The 21,001-nt window shown below is 44.3% G+C and carries 16 protein-coding genes; 6 read left to right on the plus strand and 10 right to left on the minus strand.

Going from position 1 to position 21,001, the window contains the following annotated elements; genetic code table 11:
* The 3 genes from AB4209_RS19460 to speA all read right to left on the minus strand — a co-directional run.
* Positions 1 to 4,025, minus strand: a 4,025-nt coding sequence (locus tag AB4209_RS19460) for a retention module-containing protein (protein WP_372056971.1), incomplete at its 3' end; no start/stop codon positions are given.
* Between the two features lie 662 nt (positions 4,026 to 4,687).
* A complete protein-coding gene (speB, locus tag AB4209_RS19465; RefSeq protein WP_372056973.1) occupies positions 4,688 to 5,614 on the minus strand; it encodes an agmatinase in 927 nt (308 codons plus the stop codon).
* Positions 5,614 to 7,521: an arginine decarboxylase gene (speA, locus tag AB4209_RS19470; RefSeq protein ID WP_372056975.1), complete on the minus strand. Its 1,908-nt coding sequence runs from the start codon at positions 7,519 to 7,521 to the stop codon at positions 5,614 to 5,616. The genes speB and speA overlap by 1 nt, the downstream gene beginning before the upstream one ends.
* Before the next feature lie 561 nt (positions 7,522 to 8,082).
* Between speA and AB4209_RS19475 the strand changes: the two genes are divergently transcribed.
* The 4 genes from AB4209_RS19475 to AB4209_RS19490 all read left to right on the plus strand — a co-directional run bounded on the left by AB4209_RS19475 (position 8,083) and on the right by AB4209_RS19490 (position 13,547).
* Positions 8,083 to 9,519: a coniferyl aldehyde dehydrogenase gene (locus AB4209_RS19475; RefSeq protein WP_372056977.1), complete on the plus strand. Its 1,437-nt coding sequence runs from the start codon at positions 8,083 to 8,085 to the stop codon at positions 9,517 to 9,519.
* Complete coding sequence (locus AB4209_RS19480) at positions 9,516 to 10,094, plus strand: TetR/AcrR family transcriptional regulator (protein WP_017066051.1); 579 nt, start codon at positions 9,516 to 9,518, stop codon at positions 10,092 to 10,094. Before AB4209_RS19475 ends, AB4209_RS19480 begins: the two co-directional genes overlap by 4 nt.
* Positions 10,095 to 10,618: 524 nt before the next feature.
* A complete protein-coding gene (locus AB4209_RS19485; RefSeq protein WP_372056979.1) occupies positions 10,619 to 12,193 on the plus strand; it encodes an ABC-F family ATP-binding cassette domain-containing protein in 1,575 nt (524 codons plus the stop codon).
* Between the two features lie 115 nt (positions 12,194 to 12,308).
* Entirely contained in the window at positions 12,309 to 13,547 is a 1,239-nt protein-coding gene (locus AB4209_RS19490) for a leucine-rich repeat-containing protein kinase family protein (protein WP_372056981.1), read from the plus strand.
* Between the two features lie 81 nt (positions 13,548 to 13,628).
* Here AB4209_RS19490 and AB4209_RS19495 read toward each other — a convergent pair whose 3' ends face one another.
* From AB4209_RS19495 to thrS, 6 genes are all read right to left on the minus strand, one after another.
* Positions 13,629 to 14,078, minus strand: a complete 450-nt coding sequence (locus AB4209_RS19495; protein WP_017063604.1) for a hypothetical protein — start codon at positions 14,076 to 14,078, stop codon at positions 13,629 to 13,631.
* Positions 14,079 to 14,146: 68 nt separating this feature from the next.
* The gene (yqfB, locus tag AB4209_RS19500; protein WP_017063603.1) at positions 14,147 to 14,461 is read right to left on the minus strand and encodes a N(4)-acetylcytidine aminohydrolase; all 315 of its coding nucleotides are present in this window, start codon (positions 14,459 to 14,461) and stop codon (positions 14,147 to 14,149) included.
* Positions 14,462 to 14,671: 210 nt separating this feature from the next.
* On the minus strand, positions 14,672 to 15,025 hold the full coding sequence (gene rplT, locus AB4209_RS19505) for a 50S ribosomal protein L20 (protein WP_004733517.1): 354 nt from the start codon (positions 15,023 to 15,025) through the stop codon (positions 14,672 to 14,674).
* A gap of 42 nt (positions 15,026 to 15,067) precedes the next feature.
* Positions 15,068 to 15,262 (minus strand): 50S ribosomal protein L35, encoded by a 195-nt coding sequence (gene rpmI / locus AB4209_RS19510; protein ID WP_004738430.1) that lies wholly within the window; start codon positions 15,260 to 15,262, stop codon positions 15,068 to 15,070.
* A 104-nt stretch (positions 15,263 to 15,366) separates the two neighbouring features.
* A complete protein-coding gene (infC, locus tag AB4209_RS19515) occupies positions 15,367 to 15,918 on the minus strand; it encodes a translation initiation factor IF-3 (protein ID WP_076654893.1) in 552 nt (183 codons plus the stop codon).
* A 2-nt stretch (positions 15,919 to 15,920) separates the two neighbouring features.
* Positions 15,921 to 17,849: a threonine--tRNA ligase gene (thrS, locus tag AB4209_RS19520; RefSeq protein WP_017059786.1), complete on the minus strand. Its 1,929-nt coding sequence runs from the start codon at positions 17,847 to 17,849 to the stop codon at positions 15,921 to 15,923.
* Between the two features lie 462 nt (positions 17,850 to 18,311).
* Between thrS and AB4209_RS19525 the strand changes: the two genes are divergently transcribed.
* Entirely contained in the window at positions 18,312 to 19,235 is a 924-nt protein-coding gene (locus AB4209_RS19525; protein WP_372056983.1) for a DUF3187 family protein, read from the plus strand.
* A gap of 118 nt (positions 19,236 to 19,353) precedes the next feature.
* Here AB4209_RS19525 and AB4209_RS19530 read toward each other — a convergent pair whose 3' ends face one another.
* Positions 19,354 to 20,097: a sporulation protein gene (locus tag AB4209_RS19530; RefSeq protein ID WP_017059779.1), complete on the minus strand. Its 744-nt coding sequence runs from the start codon at positions 20,095 to 20,097 to the stop codon at positions 19,354 to 19,356.
* Positions 20,098 to 20,278: 181 nt separating this feature from the next.
* Here AB4209_RS19530 and hutC point away from each other — a divergent pair, with 181 nt between their 5' ends.
* A complete protein-coding gene (gene hutC / locus AB4209_RS19535) occupies positions 20,279 to 20,992 on the plus strand; it encodes a histidine utilization repressor (RefSeq protein WP_017072048.1) in 714 nt (237 codons plus the stop codon).
* The last annotated feature ends 9 nt before the right edge of the window (positions 20,993 to 21,001 follow it).

Raw genomic sequence — 21,001 nt, forward strand, 5'->3', positions numbered from 1 at the left:
CGGAAGCTGGTCACATCATCACTTTGAGTGGTGTAAGTAATAGTTTGAGTTGAGCTAACCGCGCTACCGCTTGGTGCAGAGCCATCACTCAGATTGGTTTCCGACAAATTCACAGTTGGCACATTATCAATGGTCGGAATATCACCATCGGTAATGGTCAGCGTGACGGTTGAGGTAAGCACATCGTTATCGGAGTCACTAGATGTCACCACGATTGATTTCACAATGTCTTCGTTCAGCGTGTGGTCGAGATTGCGGTTGGGATCAAAGCGCACTTCGCCTTGAAGCGTGATAAATAGTTCGCCTTCAGTAAAACTGAATTGCTGTTCACCATTGTCATTCTGATCAAGGGTTCGTAGTTGACCGTCATAAGTAAACTGAGTGATCGTCGCGCCATCAGCACTCTGATTTGGCATCACATCAATGGTGTTAGTTGTTACCGTACCATCTGCAAGATTGGGCTCGACGATATCTAACGCACTATCTTGCATGATTTGAACATCATCACCGATAGTGACATTTAACGGAGACATCAGTGAATCATCGCCGTCACTGTCTACCGCATAAACAGGCAGATCAAAGCTGAGCTCGTTGTTACCACGGGCATCTTGATGGTCCAACGCTTCAATGAGTGTGAACGTGTATTCACCTAATGTGGTGCTAGAAAAACTCAGCGTGAATACCGTGGTTTCGACATTCGTCGCACTAGTAGTAAAACCAATGTAGTCACCCGACCCTGTCGGCTCTTCACGTAACTCAACGGCTAAACCGTTCGATTTAAGATCATCGTTAGTATTGAATTCCGTTGGTTCAATTCGGAAACGAACCACATCATCACTTTGGTTGGTATATGTGATGGTTTGAGTGGAGCTCACCGCGCTGCCACTAGGAGCGGAGCCATCAGTCAGATTTGTTTCAGAAAGGGTTACGCTTGGAATAACGTCAATCGTAGGGTTACCACCATCAGTAATCGTCAGCGTTACGGTAGAAGTCAGAGAATCGTTATCGAAGTCACTTGAAGTCACCACAATCGACTTCACGATGTCTTCGCTCGTTGTGTGGTCTAAATTACGATTTGGCTCAAAGCGTACTTCTCCTCCAAGAGTGATATATAGCTCGCCTTCCGTGAAGCTAAATTGCTGTTCGCCTGAAATGCTTTGATCCAGTGTGTTTACGACACCGTCATAAGTAAACTGAGTGATTGTCGCGCCGTCAGCACTTTGCGTTGGCATCACATCGATCATATTGGTCGTTACAATACCACCAGCCAAATCAGCAACATTCGGTTCAACGATATCTAATGTGCCGTCTTGCATGATTTGAACATCATCACCGATGGTCACATTCAGTTGCGAAACCAATGAATCATCGCCGTCTGTGTCAACCGCATAAACAGGTAGATCGAAGCTCAGATCGTTATTATCTAAACCATCCGCATGGTCTAACGCTTCAAGCAAAGTAAAGGTATATTCGCCCAAAGCACTTGTAGAGAAAGCAATCGTGAATACAGGAACTTCAGCGTTCAAGCCATCAGTAATAAAGCCTATGTAAGTACCTGGATTAGCCGAATCTTCTTTAATCTCTACCGTAAACCCATTGGACGTCAGAGCACCACCGACATTGAACTCGGCTGGTTCAATACGGAAACTCGCCACATCATCACTGCCTGCAGTAAAGGTAACCGTCTCGGTAGCGCTGACCGCACTTCCGCTTGGAGAAGATCCATCAGCAAGGTTGGTTTCTGAGAGAGTAACAGGCGGGATCAAATCAATGATTGGATCTTGGCCATCAGTGATACTTAGCTCAAGCGATGAAGTGTCAGTGTCTCCATCACCATCTTCAGCTAAAAACGAGAACTGTTTGACGAGAGTTTCACTGCTTGAGTGGTCGATATCACGAGCGACTTCAAAACTAAAATCGCCATTTAGTGAGATGGTTACAACACCTTCAGTAAAACTGAATGTTTGAACAGCATCTGGCAGCAAGCTCTGATCTAGTGAGTAATCAACACCATCATAGTTAAAAGATTGAATTGTCGAGCCATCAGCACCTTCGAAGTTGAATAGGTTATACGAAACAACGGTATCGCCGGCTAAAGTTGGTTCCGTGACTGACTCAACTTTATCAACTAGCTCAACAACATCATCTGTGACATTAACGAGAATCTCTGCGGCTTCTGGTGTACTCGAACCGCCAGATAGTGCAGAACGGTCGCCATCTGCATCAACAGCATAAATTGGCAATGCAAAAGTTAGCAGCGCATCTTCAGCGCCTTGATGAGAAAGTTCTTCATAAAGATTAAACTCATAGTTGCCCAATGAAGGGCTATCAATTTTAACATCAAAGACCGTAATTCGAGAACCATTGACTTCAACATAGCCTTCGTACGTTCGCACACCATTGGTTTCATCAACCAGCTCGAGTAACACAACCTCACCGTTAGATATCAGTGTGCCAGCGGTATTAAACTCTGCAGGTTCAAGTTCATGATGATCGATAATGTCACTATCAAAAATTTCTGAGGTGACACTGCCACTTCCTGATACGGTTGCCGTCCCCTCTTGAGAACCGCCAACAATGCCAGCTTCATCAACATCAATACTGTCGACATTGGTAATGACTGGTTTATCACCATCAGAAATAGCGAGGTTGATGGTATTGGTTACGACATCTTGGTCAAAATCGGTAACCGTGATTGGCAAAGAGAAAGAAAGCGAATCAGTGCCGACTTGCTCTATTGGTCTCAACTGCTCAAATCGATAGGTACCGTCAGTATCTAAGCTAACGGTTAAAATAACGTCGCCGCTACCTTGGATTGACAGTGTGATGGTACTTCCATCGGCAGACAAAGATGCAACGGTCGCCTGATTATCGCTGAGCACGCCATCAAATTGAGCAAGTGCGCTTGAGTCAAAAACAGCTGACTGTAGATTATCACTACCAATATTTGAAAACGTGCCTTCAATTGCAGCACTGCTTGTTTCAACGTTAGAGATACTCACACTTTCAGCAGACGGATCGACCCCATCAACCACGGCAACTTGCGCATTAATTGGTGTTGCTAATGGGTTTCCGGCGGTGTCTTCACCTTGAATATCAAAAGTGATGTTAATTTGATCGCCTGTATAGGAAACCTGGCCACCACCAACAGATGTTACGTGATCAATTGGTTGAGAAATCGTTGTGATCAGTGAAAGCTCAGCGTTGTTTCCAACACTAACAACATCGATGTCGATGCGTAATACTTCATCGGTGCCTTGAACACCAATGATAGAGTTCGTCGCCGCATCATAAGTAAACGTAACGGGCTGACCACTTGAGGTAATATCACTGTTTAGATCTGTGAGTAGCGAAGCGAGGGACAGTGCATCTGGAGCGAAAGAATCAGGGGAGAGCGCTAAACTACCAGCAATAATCGTTTCAGTAGTTGTAATAGATTGGGGGTAGGTATTATCAGAAATGGAGCCTTCAGTGAGCACTTCACTGATTGATTGACCGCCCAATGAACGAGTTATTGTTCTAAATTGTTCTCTATCTTCATCAACCGATTGATCTGCTAAACCTGCGGTTTCAAAGAATGTCGATGGCTGAGTCTGTGTGTAGTTGTAATCAATAGTGACAAAGCCGGAGTTTGCAGAACCTTGTCCAGCACCAGCGGCCGTTGCCTCTAGGATTTGAGTCGGATCGGCACCACCTAAAATGGCTTCTTGAATTGCAGCAAGGTCGTCTTCGGTGAAGGTTTCTGCGTCCGCTTGCTGTAAGTCAAAATTAACCTCACCGGCTATTGGGGCGTCTACCCATGCTGCATTTTCATCAATACAACCGACACAATTCTCTGCAACTGGAATTGAATCATTCTGCACACCTAATACAAGTTCTGACTTGTTGGCCGTAATCACGATCTCATTTTCACGGATGATATCGCCAATTGAAATTTTTCTTGCGCTGCCGTCTGGCTTAACGACCACAACATGTCCACTAACTGCCTCAACTACAGCAACCTGGCGTGAAACTTCGATATCCATATATCCCCCGTAGTCACAAAACACTGCTCTCGAGCGCTGTGAAAATTATTGGTAATAACAATTTCAGGTTTCACTTGAATACATACTTAGCTCTCATCAATGACAATCCATTGTTACGCCTAACTGGCCTGAAATGAGAAAGTATTTCACCTGTTTTTTTATAGTTTACTTACTCTTAAGACTAGTCTTCCCCATAAAAAATGCCATGTCTGTGCTAAGAGGCGCCTTTTCACAAACCGAGGGATTCTTGTTGGAGTTTGAATAACTTAGTTAAAAGTTAGTATGGTATTGATTTATATGCAAATAAATTCACAATGTAATTACACCTCATTATTTATAATATATACAGCAATAAAGTTGATAAATCATTAGCAAACATGGGGTATTGATTGAGGCTTTCTATACGTCCACAGTAAAGCAGAAGTAATTCCCATTTGTGAGACAATAACCAGAGGATAGGTGGTGGAGTTTGTATCAAAAACAATAAAACAAGTTGCATAAAATGTATATATCGGAATTTTAACCAACTGATAAACAACAGCTCCCCTCTTCAATTTGGTCACAGGTTGTTTTCTGGAAGTGACAAAAAAAGCCCACTAAGTTAAACCTTAGTGGGCTTTAAAATCAGTATATAGCGTTACGCTGTTAACAATGACACACTATTATTTAGCAAGGCGATTTGCAGTCCAAACGTAAAGCAGCTCGAGAGCAATCGTCGCACCAGCTAATGCTGTAATCTCGCTTTGGTCATACGCTGGAGAAACTTCTACAACGTCCATACCAACCATATTGATGCCTTGCAGGCCTCGGATGATTTTCAAAACTTTATCTGAATTCAAACCGCCGCATACCGGAGTACCTGTACCTGGGGCAAAAGCAGGATCCAGACAATCGATATCAAACGTTAGGTAAACTGGCTTATCACCGACAATGCCTTTCACTTGAGCAATGATCTCGTCCACGCTCATGTCGTTCGCTTGCATCGCGTTAATAACGTTAAAGCCGTGGCCTTCCTGCTTGTACTCTGTACGAATACCAATTTGCACTGAATGTTCAGGCGAAATTAAACCTTCATTTGGCGCATGGTAGAACATAGTGCCGTGATCGTAACGACTGCCCTGACTGTAAGTGTCAGTGTGCGCGTCGAAGTGAATCAAAGCCATCTCACCGTACTTCTTGCCGTATGCTCTAAGTAAAGGTAGTGTAATGAAGTGATCGCCACCTAAACCTAACAGAGTTTTACCACTGTTTAGAGTCGCATCAGCCGCCGCTTCCAAACGTTGAGTTAGGTCTTCTGCATCACCACAATCAAACACAAGGTCGCCAGCATCAATCACTGAAGTATGTTCAAATACATTGAAGTCCCAAGGGAATTTTTTGCCTTCCCACGCCAAGTTCACCGACGCACGACGAATCGCATCAGGCCCCATACGAGCCCCCGGTCGACCCGACGTAGCCATATCTAACGGCGCGCCCAGCACAACCACATCAGCATCATTGTCGATTGGATTTTGCACCAATGGACGACGCATAAACGTCATTGCATTGGAGTACAGCGAGTAATCTGGTTTAGTAAATAGATCGTTCATTAAAAATCCTCAAGATAGGTATAACCCATCAAGCCTTGCTCTAACTCTTCAAGTACGCTTTGTTGCTCTTGATCTGGTACTTTCGCCGTGACCAAATCTTTGTAGTTCTGACGAATCAGATCCGTATCGATGTGAACATAACGCATCATGTCTTCAACCGTGTCGCCTTCGTTGATGTAGTCAATGTTCGCTTCTCCGCTCTCATCAACGTTCACCACCACACTGTGCGTATCACCAAATAGGTTATGCATATCACCCAAGATCTCTTGGTATGCGCCTACTAAGAAGAAGCCCATCAGGTAAGGTTCGTCTGGATTCCATGCTGGAACTGGCAACGTTGTTTCAATGCCCTGGCCGTCAACATACTGATCGATCGTACCGTCAGAGTCACAGGTGATATCCAATACAACAGCGCGTCGCTCGTCCGCATTATCCAAACCACTTAGAGGCAACACAGGGAATACCTGATCGATACCCCAAGCATCTGGCAACGATTGGAACAACGAGAAGTTAACAAAGAACTTGTCGGCTAAACGCTCGCTCAGCTCATCCAAAATAGGACGGTGGTAACGGTTCTTAGTGCTCATGCGAGTGCTAAGCTCGTAGTTAATACGCAAAGACATTTGCTCTGCCCAAGCACGATGCTGAAGATTCAGCATACCGGTCGCAAATTGGTTGTGCGCTTCTGCAATATCGCTCTGAGTGTCGTTATAGATCTCAATCAACGCACGGTCATCATTACCAGCATCGAGCTCTAAGAAGTTCTTCCACATGTTGTTTAGCAACATTGGAGCGTCAGCTTCAGGCGCAGCCATGTCTTCCGGAGAATAGCTTTCAGTACCAATCACGTTGGTGATCAACACAGCATGGTGCGCTGTCAGTGAGCGACCAGATTCTGAAATGATCACAGGTTGTGGCTGATTGTAGAGCTTACAAATGTCCCCTACTGTCATCACGATGTTACGAGCGTACTCAAGCAAGCCGTAGTTCATTGAGTTTGAAGATTGACTGCGTGTGCCGTCGTAATCGACCGCCAAACCGCCACCAACATCCAAGAACTTCAGTTGAGCTCCAATATCACGCAGTTCACAGTAGAAACGAGCCGCTTCACTCACACCATTTCGCACATCACGAATGTTCGCCATTTGCGAACCTAGGTGGAAGTGCACGAGTTCAAGTACATCCAGCTGGTCTTCGGCTTTCAAGCGTTCGATAACAGTAAGCACTTGTGATGCAGACAAACCGAATTTCGACTTCTCACCACCACTTGCTTGCCATTTACCTGCACCTTGAGAAGCAAGACGAATACGTAAACCCAAACGAGGTTTTACGCCAAGTGCTTTCGCTTCAGAAAGAACAAGATCAAGCTCAGACAACTTCTCTAGAACGATAAAGACTTTGTGGCCTAGCTTTTCGCCAATCAGCGCAAGACGGATGTATTCTCTGTCTTTGTAACCGTTACACACGATCACAGAGCTCGCTTTTTGAGCCAGCGCCAATACCGCTAATAGTTCAGGTTTGCTGCCCGCCTCTAGTCCTAGCTGCTTTTGCTCTAATTGAGCTTGGCTCGCTAAGATCTCATCAACCACTTCTTTTTGTTGGTTAACTTTAATCGGATAAACAAGTAGGTAACGATTGTCGTACTGATATTCGTCGATCGCTTGGTTAAATGCGTTACAGATATTGTGCACACGTTGATGCACTATTTGAGGAAAACGCACAAGAGCAGGTAAACCAATATTTCTTTGCTCTAACTGTTTTACGATCTTACTTAGTGGGACTTGATGATCCGTCTCGCTCGGTGAAAGATACACCTCACCGTTATCATCAATTCCATAAAAACCTTGGCTCCAGTGCTTTACATTATACTCAGCACGGATGCGTTCCAAATTAACCGAATTTTCCAATTCTAGAGACCTCACACTATAGGGCCATCGACAGAAGATACCTCTTTGGAATAGCGAGGTATAACCCAACAAAAAGCGTTCAAAAACGATTTGTTGGCTGCATTAACCGATATTATTAAGAGCGAGTCCAACCATTGATATTTGTGGTGACGATTACGTTCTTTTATCGACAGATCGACTTAAAATGACAGGTAAGGAATTACAAGGTTTTAGGGTAAAAAACAGGCTGAAGCGCATTAAATATAAAGCAATTTCTCACATTAAATTAGGGAGAAAAAATGTGCAGAAACCAAAAGATTTTTAGTAAATTGAGTGAGGTTAAGTCAGAGTTGTGACAAATATAAGCACTTCACAATCTGAACTCTCGCTATCACCAACACAGCTTGTGTCCCGCGATTCGATGCCGATAAACACTTCATTCTTCCTACTAGAACTCGCTCACTTCAATGTTGTAACCGCTCAATTTTTGAACTTTTCTCGCGCATATCTTGTATTCGGTTCAATCTTCTTGTAATTTTAACTGACCAACCAATCGGTCAGCCTTCGAATTTAGGGGATACTATGAGCCATAATCTAGACCTTGAACCAAACACGTCGAGCACCAACGACATGGATCAAATGTTCAACCGACAAAAAGATCACTACCGCAATAACGTTAATCCTACGCTTGAGCAGAGAAGAGAAAACCTCTCAGTATTAAAAGCGTTGTTAATGCGCTATCAAGAGCAATTGATTGAGGCAGTATCTGAAGATTATGGCCATCGAGCAAAGCACGACAGCTTGATTGCTGATATCACCCCTTCTCTTCACCAAATTAATTACAGTGATAAGAACCTTAAGAAATGGTTGAAGCCATCTCGTAGAAAAGCAGGCTTGATGCTAACACCAGCGAAGATCACTGTTCACTATCAACCGGTAGGCGTTGTAGGCATTATCGTTCCTTGGAACTTTCCTATAATGCTCTCTTTAGGTCCTCTCATCACTGCGTTAGCGGCGGGCAACACTGCAATGCTCAAGATGTCCGAGTTTACTCCTGCGACCAACCGAGTTTTGAAAACCATGCTGGCCGAAGGCTTTAGTGAAGATCAAGTCGCGATTATCGAAGGCGAAGCGGATGTTTCCGCTAAATTTAGCCAACTGCCGTTTGACCATATCCTTTTCACAGGCTCGACCTCTGTGGGTAAGCACGTCATGAGAGCAGCAGCCGACAACTTAACGCCAGTAACTTTGGAGTTAGGCGGCAAGTCTCCAACGATTATTGCTCCCGACTTTGATGTGGCTGACGCCGTTGAACGCATCCTGTTTGCAAAAAGCTTAAACGCTGGCCAGATTTGTGTGGCGCCCGATTACATCTTATTGCCGCGAGAAAAATCAGACGAGTTCATCACAGCCTATAAGCGTTATTTCAAGAAGCTTTATAAAGCCGGTATTGAGAGCAAAGACTTAACCTCAGTGATCAACATGCGCCAATACAATCGCTTGAAAGGTGTCATTGAAGACGCACAAGCCAAAGGCGCGGTTATTCACACGGTAACCGAACAAGCACAAGACGATGTAAACCACAGAATGACGCCGCACCTTCTCACCGAAGTGAACGATGAGATGCTCGCGATGCAAGAAGAGCTGTTTGGTCCTGTTTTGCCTATCGTGCCTTATGATTCCATCGAAGAAGCAATCAATTACATCACAGAGAGAGAACGCCCACTGGCTCTGTACCTAATGAGCCATAATAAAGAAACCCAAGACAAGCTTTTATCAGACACGCACTCTGGCGGCGTGTGTATTAATGATTCTTTGGTGCATGTGGTTGCAGAAGACGCACCATTCGGTGGCATCGGCCCTTCAGGCATGGGACACTATCACGGCATTGAGGGCTTCAAGACCCTTAGCCATGCCAAAACCGTTCTAAGTAGAGGAAAAATCAACTTCACCAAGTTAATGCATCCTCCTTACAACAACCCAATCAAGAAACTGATGTTCAAAGTACTCAATAGATGATCACCAAAAGACAAAAAATCCTAGATGCTGCACTCCTGCTCTTCTCTCAACAAGGGCTAGAGGGCACATCTACCGGACAAATAGCGAAAACAGCCGGCGTGGCAAAAGCGACGTTGTTCCACCACTTCGAGAATAAATCTCTATTGATTGATGAACTGTTTCGCGAGCTGAAGCTAGAGCTATTCTCGACCCTTCAACCGCACACTGATGTGGCTGTAGAAGATCGCTACCAAACCTTTAAGTTCATGTGGATCACAGGAATTGAGTGGGCATTAGAGAATCCGGTTGCGATGAAGTTCTTCACCAATGTTCATTTCGACCCAACGACTCAAACTCGAGAAGTGATTGTTTCACAGATGTTCGCATCGCTAGACGAGATCATTTTGAAAGGGCAACAAGATGGTGAATTGATGGTGTTGGACATTAACCTTGTTAGACACTTCATTCATAGCCACTTTCTGATTTGTGCAAACTGGCTGATTGAACAAAGCGAGTCTCCACCAGAGCAAACATCGAAGTACATCAACGATAGCTTTGATATGTGTTGGCGCGCCGTTGGTGGGCAAACCAAGTAGCTTTAAGCCCAAGGCTCTAAGCTCTAAGCTCTAAGCTCTAAGCTCTAAACCCAAAGATATAAGTTCTAGACTCAACTGATTTCCAATAATGATCACTAAAGCGCCACAAAGGCGCTTTAATTATTTGAACACAATTTAATCACCTCAACATATTGACTCAGAGTACGTTCTTTCAGTACCATCCCACCATCATTTCAAAAGAGAATAACGCCATAATGAAGTACTAACATCCTGACATCCGATTTATTTTTATAAAAATCATTTGGACACTCGGGGTTAGTGGGCGTTACTTCATCATCTATTTTGACGACAAATCAAGCTCTTAAAGATCCGTTTTTTGACAAACAAACATCTTTAAGATCAGTACCTCAAAGACAGGAACCATCTCAATACCGCTTTCTCTCTTTCATTGGTCATCTATCTAAGTAACGCCTTTGGCGATCTGTTGTTAGCATCCAGCAGGAGCTTGCACAGAAAAGCGCCTCACCCCTTTTACTCGTTTACACGTAAAGGGAGGTATTTCTATGCCGACTATATTAGCCAATAATCTCTCATTCCAACTCGATACTGGTGAGTGGTTATTCAAAAACATCACCTTTAATTTGAGCACTCGCCTCACAGGCCTAGTCGGAAGAAATGGGGCTGGAAAGTCATTGTTACTTTCGTTGCTCGTTGGACAAAAACAGCCCACAACGGGCAGTGTTTCGCGCCAAGGTTCAATCGGCTTTTACTCTCAGTTACCATCAACGCTACTGGATACCAACATCACCATCGCTGACTTCTTAGGACTCACCGAAAAGTTAGAAGCGTTAAGCGCCATAGAACAAGGTAGCTGTGAACTGCAGCACTTCAATATCGTTGGCGATGATTGGGATTTAGAGGCGCGTACCCAGCAGTTGCTAGGTACATTAAAGATCACTCGTGATTTGAACACACTTTGTTGCTCTTTGAGTGGTGGGCAACTCGCCCTGTTACAGCTTCATCAGCTATTCGTATCAAATAACGACATACTGATCCTCGACGAGCCTTCGAACCATTTGGATAACGACGGACGCAATTGGCTACTAGAACAATGCCAGTTGTTTGAAGGTAAGGTACTTGTCGTCAGCCATGATCGAAGCTTATTGAGACAAATGGAAGGTATCTACCATCTCAACAGTTTGGGGTTACGTTTCTATAAAGGAAACTACGATGACTACTTCAAACAAATGTCGAATCAGGCCGATGCACTAGATAAACAGATTGCACATCACCAATCCGAAAAGAAACGACTGGAGCGCCAAGCTCAAGCTAATAAGGAAAAAGCACAGCAACGTGAGTCTCAAGGTAATCGACTCAGAAAGTCCGGTAGCCAACCCAAGATATTATTGGATGCGATGAAAGATAAAGCAGGACGAACGCAAGGAGCATCAGCCACTAGTCAAAAGAACTTAAAGGACCAAAACCAACATAAGCTTCAATCTTTTAAAGAACAAAAGGAACAACTAAAACCACAGGCCTTGTATCTACAACAGAGTAATAACAGTAAAAAGAACTCGCTATTAACCGTTGAAGATTGCCATCTGAGTTTTGGTTCTGACGCTCGTATCAACTTTTCTATGTCGCAAGGTGAACGGTGTTATCTCACTGGTGCAAACAGCTGCGGAAAGTCGACGCTGTTAAAGGCCATTCATGGGCAACACTCGAACTATACAGGTTCCATTAAACGCTTAGGGTCCACAGTATACTTGGATCAACACTTTGGACTATTAGACACCAACGACACAATGTTCGATAGCCTGGTGACACATAGCGGCAGCATGACAGAAAGTGACGCACGAACCTTGTTAGCTGGTATTGGATTCAGACGAGACTCCGTCTACCGCAAAATAGCTCACCTAAGCGGTGGAGAGAAAATGAAACTGGCGATGTTGATCGTCAGCCATAAACAGGATTCGCCATTACTGCTGCTAGATGAACCAGACAATCACCTAGACATCGACTCGAAGCAAATATTGGCTTCGGCTCTGCGTGAATACCAAGGCGCATTCATCTTGGTCAGTCATGATAGCGATTTTGTTGAGGAGGTCGGCGTTAGCCAAAACCATATCCAGCTTTAACCTTCGTAAATTCGTTCACTTAGTTTAGTTAAGCGAGTATTCTTCCGGATACTCGCCTTTCTTGATTGAGACAAGTAAACTACGCGCCTCGAACATCTATTCATAAGGCTAAGGTTTGCATACTCTAGAACAATTAAAATCAGGGCAACTTAAAGGTATTAAGCGCTTAAAACTGTCGGAAAGTCTCACCGAGTTTCCTCTAGAAATCATAGAGCTTGCAGATTCTCTTGAGATCCTAGACCTTTCAGGTAATCAGCTGTCAGACCTACCAGCCGAGTTATCAAAGCTAACTAACCTGCGTATTATCTTCGCGTCGAATAACCTATTTACGCACCTGCCTGATGTTCTTGGGTCACTTTCTAAGCTTGAAATGATCGGTTTCAAGACCAACCAAATCAAAACCGTAAGTGAAGTATCTCTACCACCTCAATTACGCTGGTTGATCCTGACCGACAATAAGATTGAGGCCCTGCCTAGCTCACTAGGTGAAAGACCGCGACTACAGAAACTGGCATTGGCGGGTAACAAGATTCGCGTGTTACCAGAAAGCATGGAAAACCTATCCAACCTTGAGCTAGTTCGCCTGTCTGCAAACCAGTTGACTGAATTCCCAGAGTTCCTTATCAAGCTACCAAAACTGGCTTGGTTAGCGTTTGCGGGTAACCCGTTTTGCAAACACCCTAGCAGCTTAGATAGCGTGCCTGCGGTTAGCTCTCAAAGCTATTCACTGAATCAAGTACTTGGCCAAGGCGCATCTGGCGTGATCTCGCATGCAAGCTGGCTAAACAGCGACTTCGATTTTCCACAGGAAGTGGCGGTTAAAGTGTTTAAAGGCGAAGTCACCAGTGACGGCTACCCACATGATGAACTGGAAGCGTGCTTGCAGGCTGGACACCATAACAACTTGGTAAAATCTATCGCCCAAGTAGAGGAACAAGATTACCTAGCTTTGGTGATGGAACTCATTCCAAACAGCTACTACAACCTAGGGCTACCACCAACACTCGAGACTTGCACGCGTGATACTTTCCCAGAAGGTTTCGAACTTTCAATTGCTCAAATCAATAGCATTACAGAGCAGATGATTGATGTGTTTGAACACCTTCATGCCAATAAAGTCTCTCATGGTGATCTATACGCTCACAACACTTTAGTGAACGAACAAGGTCAGATGATCTTTGGTGACTTTGGCGCTGCGACTATCTACGGCTACCTAACTGAAGAACAGCAACAAGGTATTCGCCGAATTGAAGCACGTGCATTGAAGTACTTTATTGAAGACCTACTGACGATTTGTGCAAAGCAAGATCAAGACAGCGAGCTTTATACTCGATTGGCGAACTTCGAAGCTTAATAGAAGTATTCAGTCAGATTGAAGACAACAAAGCCAACATCACTGTTGGCTTTTTTATATGCTAATTAAACGAACCAGCGTTTAGCTTTCAACTTGAACAAGCTTCAAGTACGAATGCAGCTCTCCGCTCTTATACTCAACCGCAGAGTGAATATTAAGGTCAGCACGAGCCACAACAGCAAACTGGTAGCAGTTCTCACCCTTCAGAATCTCGACGTGTAACAAACCGTCTTTTAGTTGCCACTGCCCTGTTGTTTCAAATCGGTCGAACAAACGATATTCAATCAAAGAACCGTCAGCATTGAAGTGCACTTCAGTGATGTAACCGCCGGGGCAGCTCTTCACCCAAACTCGATTCTCGATATCACTGACCGTAAAGTTACGCCTTGTGTCACGCCACGCTAGAAAGCCTTCGCTATCATAAAGAGCAATGTCGAGATCAGTTCTAGAGATTAACGGCTGCTCATTTTGCTCACGACAATAAAGTTGAAGCAAAATTTGCTGAACTGTTTCGCTCTGTAATTCACTCATTGTGGCTTCCCTTTATCATTGCTCTGCGCTAGACGCAGTATTGATCAACAAATTCTATTTAAAGCGGGCTACACAAGCTCGTAAGAAACCACATACAGTTGAGAGATACCCGGGTAGATATCTTGAATCACGTCTTTCAGTACTTGCAGCGTCATGTTCTCTTGCTGAGCATGGAACTCACCTAAGTCATCAAACAAAATTGGCTCAACGCTGATGATCTTAAGATTACAGAACACACGGTCTTGCTCTAGCGTCGATACTTCCACAACACTGCCTGGCTGGTAGTCTCGCTCAGATTCATCACGAATAGTAATCGTCTTCTTGCCAGATAGGATGTCAGTTTCAAAACGTTCGAAGAACGTCATAGTGGTCGGTGCGGTCATTTATTTCGGTCGCTTTACATTTAAAGGTTAGGTAAATGTTTATATACCAGAATGCGTGTTCAAGCGAATAAAAATTAGGTGCGAGATGCGAGATGCGAGATGCGAGATGCGAGATGCGAGATGCGAGAGAGTATGGCAAAGCCAAATTACAGGCAATAAAAAAGGAGAACCGAAGTTCTCCTTTTCTTAAACCTTTAAGCTAACTCTAAATTATAGAGATGCTTTCGCTTTTTCAACTAGAACAGCAAATGCTGCTTTGTCGAATACTGCGATGTCAGCAAGAATCTTACGGTCGATCTCGATAGATGCTTTCTTTAGGCCATTGATGAAACGGCTGTAAGATAGACCATTTTGACGAGATGCCGCGTTGATACGTGCAATCCAAAGTTGACGGAATTGACGTTTCTTGTTGCGACGGTCACGGTAAGCGTATTGACCAGCTTTGGTAACTGCTTGGAAAGCTACGCGGTAAACACGTGAACGTGCTCCGTAGTAACCTTTAGCTTGTTTTAGAACTTTCTTATGACGTGCACGAGCTTGTACACCACGTTTTACGCGAGGCATTATGCTTCTCCTAAACTAAACGAATTTATAAACTAAAAAGAATTAAGCGTATGGCATCATACGTAGAACTTGAGCAACTTCACATTTAGGAAGGATCGAGTTCGGACGTAGCTGACGCTTGTTCTTAGTAGTACGCTTAGTCAGGATGTGACGTTTACCAGCGTGCTTAAACTTAATACCACCAGCAGTTTTCTGGAAACGCTTAGCAGCACCTTTGTTGGTTTTCATCTTAGGCATGATGAATAACTCCGCATTGTTGAGTTGTTAATAACATAGTAATTAGGGCGAATAAAACCCCGCAACCTGAGGCTGCAGGGTTCAATTACTTGCAAAGCCGTTAATTACTTCTTTTTAGGGGCCAACACCATGATCATCTGGCGACCTTCAATTCTCGTTGGGAAAGATTCGACTACTGCAAATTCTTCAGTATCCGCTTTCAAACGATTAAGAACGTCAACACCGATTTCTTGGTGAGCCATTTCGCGGCCACGGAAGCGAATTGTTACCTTCACTTTGTTGCCGTCTTCTAGGAAACCAGTCAGGTTGCGTAGTTTTACCTGATAGTCTCCAATATCAGTTCCAGGTCGGAATTTAATTTCCTTGATCTGAACCTGCTTTTGCTTCTTCTTCTGCTCTTTCGCAGCTTTGCTCTTCTCGAAGAGGAACTTACCGTAGTCCATCACACGACAAACTGGCGGCTCGGCGTTAGGGCTGATCTCTACAAGATCCATACCAGCTTCATTTGCAGCTTCCATCGCTTCAGCGATTGATACTACACCAACAGCTTCGCCGTCTGCGCCAGTTAGACGCACTTCACGAACGCCACGAATGTCACCGTTTAAACGGTGCTGGTTTTGTTTGGCCGGTTGTTGGCCACGTCTTCCGCCTTTAATAGCTATTCCTCCAGATTGAGCTTACGGCTTGAAACCTCGGCTTGGATGTATGAAATAAAGTCATCCACTTTAAATTTGCCAAGGTCCTTACCTTTACGTGTACGTACTGCAATTTCGCCGGCTTCCATTTCTTGGTCACCACACACAAGCATGAACGGTACACGTTTCAAAGTATGTTCGCGGATTTTAAAGCCAATCTTCTCATTTCTCAAGTCTGCTTTGACTCTAAATCCACTTTTTTGCAGTTTTTTCGTAATTTCTTGTACATATTCAGACTGTTTGTCTGTAATGCCCATTACAACTGCTTGTTCTGGCGCCAACCACGTTGGGAAGAAGCCAGCGTATTCTTCAATAAGAATACCAATGAAGCGTTCTAGTGAACCTAAAATCGCGCGGTGGATCATAACTGGCGTGTGACGCTCGTTATCTTCACCTACGTAAGTAGCACCTAAACGTTCTGGTAATGCAAAATCGAGCTGCACTGTACCACATTGCCAAGCGCGGTCCAAACAATCATGCAAAGTAAATTCAATCTTAGGTCCGTAGAACGCACCCTCGCCTTCTTGAATCTCGTATGCAATGTCCATTGCCTCTAGCGCTTGCTTAAGGTCAGCCTCTGCACGGTCCCACATTTCGTCTGAACCTACACGCTGTTCTGGACGAGTAGATAGCTTAACAACGATGCTTTCGAAGCCGAAAGTTGTGTAAGTATCGTAAACCATTTCAATACAAGCTTTAACTTCTTGTTGAACTTGGTCTTCAGTACAGAATACGTGAGCATCATCTTGAGTGAAGCCACGAACACGCATAATGCCGTGAAGTGCGCCAGACGGCTCGTTACGGTGACATGAGCCGAACTCAGCCATACGTAGCGGTAGATCACGGTAAGATTTCAAACCTTGGTTGAAGATTTGAACGTGACCAGGACAGTTCATTGGCTTGATAGCGTATTCACGGTTCTCTGAAGAAGTAGTGAACATCGCTTCAGCGTACTTATCCCAGTGACCAGAGCGTTCCCAAAGAACACGGTCCATCATTAATGGGCCTTTAACTTCTTGGTAATCGTACTCAGTCAGTTTTTGACGAATAAATACTTCTAGCTCACGGAAGATAGTCCAACCGTTGTGGTGCCAGAACACCATGCCTGGTGCTTCTTGCTGCATGTGGAATAGGTCAAGCGCTTTACCGATTTTACGGTGGTCACGTTTAGCCGCTTCTTCTAGGCGCACAAGGTGAGCTTTAAGTGCCTTCTTGTCGTGGAATGCAGTGCCGTAGATACGTTGAAGCATCTTGTTGTCACTGTTACCACGCCAGTATGCACCCGCTACGTTAAGTAGAGTGAAGTGCTGGCAGAAGCTCATGTTAGGCACGTGTGGACCACGACACATATCGATGTATTCTTCGTGATGGTACAGGCCTGGACGATCGTCTTTAGAAACGTTCTCGTCCAAGATTTCAATCTTGTAAGTCTCGCCGCGAGCTTCGAATGCGTCGCGCGCTTCCTGCCAGCTAACTTTCTTCTTAACAACCTGGTATTTGGTCTTCGCTAGCTCTTTCATGCGCTTTTCGATCTTTTCTAGATCGTCTTGCGTTAGAGAGTGCTCAAGATCGATATCGTAGTAGAAACCGTTATCGATAGTAGGACCGATCGCCATTTTCGCTTCTGGAAAAAGCTGCTTAACCGCGTGGCCTAAAAGGTGAGCACAAGAGTGACGAACGATTTCAAGGCCATCAACTTCATCTTTAGCTGTGATGATTTCTAGGCTTGCATCGTTTTCGATAAGATCACAAGCATCAACACGCTCGCCGTCTACACGACCAGCAATGGTAGCTTTCGCAAGACCAGGACCGATTGATAGGGCAACATCTAGAGTTGATACAGGGTTGTCAAATTGACGCTGACTACCGTCAGGAAGAGTAATAATTGGCATTATTTGTCCTTTACAGTGGTGTTGCACACCAAGCAACACATGAAAATGTTTAATATATGTCTTTCAATCAACGAGTACGCTGATTGGGGATATATGCATAATAAATATACCCACATAGAAGCAAATACAGATGCCACATCTGTGAGTAGCCGAACATTGTAACGAAATTATATGAAATGACAATGACAGAGCGGATTTGCAAGCTATCCAACGGCTTCGTTTGGTAAGGTAAACCATACTTGTGATGATTTACCTGCTCTTCTAATCCTCTTAATTACCCAGCTGTATCAACTTAACAACTGCACCCTACCTGTTCCGAGTTCGCTCATTCAACTTATCTCTTACAAACTAGTTATTTAGAACTAAGCTATATAGAAGCAACGGAATGCAGATGAGGTACATATGGAGAAACGGGCTACTTGTATATCGCTCATACGACCTTTACCGCTAGTAATAGCCGCCATGTTTTCTGCGCCAAACGCATGGGCCAACAAAGATTACGGCCCCTTAATCAGTTATACCCAAGCACCACTGCAGTCGGTTCGCCTCACCCCGTCGCTCCGTTCAGGCTTCCCTCTTGAAGAGAATAAGGTTGAAGTATTTACAGCCTTAACTGCTGCGAGTATCTGGGCTAACTCCCACGACTATCACTTAGACTATTATCAAAACCAACTTCAAACAGGCCTGCGATGGCAATTGACTACAGCGTGGCAAGTAGAGCTCAATTACCGCTGGTTATACGCCGCCAATAATCATCTCGACAAAATCACCATTAACTTTCACGACCTATTTAGCATCGACCAAGCAGGTCGAGATCAGAAAGAGAGACACCAATTCGACATCTATGCACCAGACCATGGCGTCAATAATCGAGACTTCTCCGGCGACACATTGACTAGCGCTTTCACGCTCTACACCCAATATCAGATCATACATATAGAAAACCATGGCTTATCTTTTGGCGTCTCCCTTTATCATAACAAAGTCAGCCACGGTGCATTTAAGGGAAACAGCACCGAACAAAGCGCTCAACTCAATTATGCATACCAACTCGACATCAATACCTTCTATACAAGCTTAGGATTAGCGAATCAGTCCAGTAGAGAAGTGGAGAATAGCTTTTCACATAAAAAAACGACATGGTCATGGATGGGAGGATATCAACTCACGCTATTTGAAAATCATGAGTTACACCTAGAGTATCGTTGGTATGAAGGCGCAGAAGACGGTGAAACTGAGTTTTCAGAAGCCGCGAATGAAATGATGTTTGGCTATCGCTATCTCATGCAACGCTCGGCAATTGAGATATCCATAATCGAGAACATTTTCAATATGGACAACTCCACCGATGTTGCTTTTCAATTGGCCTATCGGCACCAGTGGTAAACCCATTTCAGGACGGGGCAGATAGTAGAATCAAAAAAGCCGAATGGTTAAGTTCGGCTTGAAAAGTTGTATTGTCTCTATTAATTAATAGACAGAGCGACTGCTAACAGAGAGGGAACTACGCACTCATGATTCTTGATACAGCGTTGCGAATGTCTGAGTCGGCCGCATTAGCAGGTAAGCTGAATGAGATGTATTGGTCGCCGCGGAAGCTCATTGAGCGGTCGATTTCTGCTAGGCAGTGAACCATTGAACCTTCAACGATGAATGACAGCTCGATCTCTTTATTATTCATGAAGCCGCCGCTGCGAAACTCAATCTCTTGGTAACAGCCCGAACGAGAAGCAAAGCTGTTGCCTTTTAAGAAGCCCTTCTCTACGTCTGCTTTCACCATTGCCATACCTGATGCTTCCACGCCTCGGATGATTTTAGCCACTGTTGGCAATGGGTGTACGGAGATAAAGTCACGGTCTTTAGGGTCAATCGCGAAGCCAATATCTAGGTTGGTTTCTACCCACACATGGCATTGGTTCATTTGTGCGTTCAACGCGGTGACTGGCGTTTCGTCATTTAACTTAAGACGGAATGGAACCAGTTTGGTTTCGTCCGGTTGGATAACGAAAGGCTCTACGGCTTGAATACGACCCAGTGAAAAGGTTTCGTAGCTGGTACTGTCTTCCGTTTCTACTTTTACTTCTGTGTTGAGAACCAAGTTAATCAAGTCGATTTGTTGCTCAACGTCGCCACCAACAATGTGAACATTGCCAGACAACTCTCCACCTTGGAAAACTTCAATATTATCTAAGACAGTATCAACCTTTGCTGCACCGATGCCCAACGAGGCCTTTAATTTCTTAAACATATTATTTCCCTTTCTAATCATCTGATTTACGAATAGTTATTACGTGACAATTTGCGACACTTGCCTCACAGAATCAAGCAATTTGCCCCATCTATGTTGAATAAGGTCACATTGCCCGAGGAAATGTTGAAATCGTGAAAAATTCCGTTACTCTATTTGTATAGTCAAATAAGGTTTCATTATGTCGAAAGCGCCGCTCTACCTTCAGATAAAACAGTTCATAGACGATAATATCAACAGTGGTCACTGGCCAGTGGGTTACCAGATAACCACAGAACTCGAACTCACAGAGCAGTTCAATGTGAGTCGAATGACGGTCAATAAAGCCATTCGAGATCTTGTGTCTGAAGGCAAACTCATCAGGAAGCCAAGGCTAGGTACTTTTGTTTGTGAACCAGACGAAAAAGCGCAATCTCCGCTGCTTGATATCAACAACATCGCACAAGAGATCAAAGACCGAGGTCAAACGTATGCTAGCCAGGTTATCAAGCACAAGAGCATCAAGGCAGATGAAAGCACCGCGACACGGTTAGGTGTGATGATCAATGCCGAAGTATTCTATAGTGAAATCATCCACTTTGCTGACAACACACCGATTCAATTGGAAGCGCGCTGGGTGAACTCGCAAGCCGCACCAAAATACCTAGAGCAAGACTTTTCAACCTCTACACCCAATGAATACCTTTCAAAAAGCTGCCCGTTGAGTGCAATCGAGCACACGGTTGAAGCCATTATTCCTGACTCTCAAATCAGAACGTCACTAAAGCTATCTGAATCAGAACCTTGCCTACTTTTGAATAGAAGAACATGGAGTAAAGAGCGCCTCATCAGCTTTGCATTGCTCTACCATCCTGGTTCTAAGTACAAATTAAGCTCCAAGATACTTCTAAATTAAAGAACATCA

The sequence above is a fragment of the Vibrio sp. 10N.286.48.C11 genome, from assembly GCF_041469805.1.
Lineage (GTDB): Bacteria > Pseudomonadota > Gammaproteobacteria > Enterobacterales > Vibrionaceae > Vibrio > Vibrio crassostreae_C.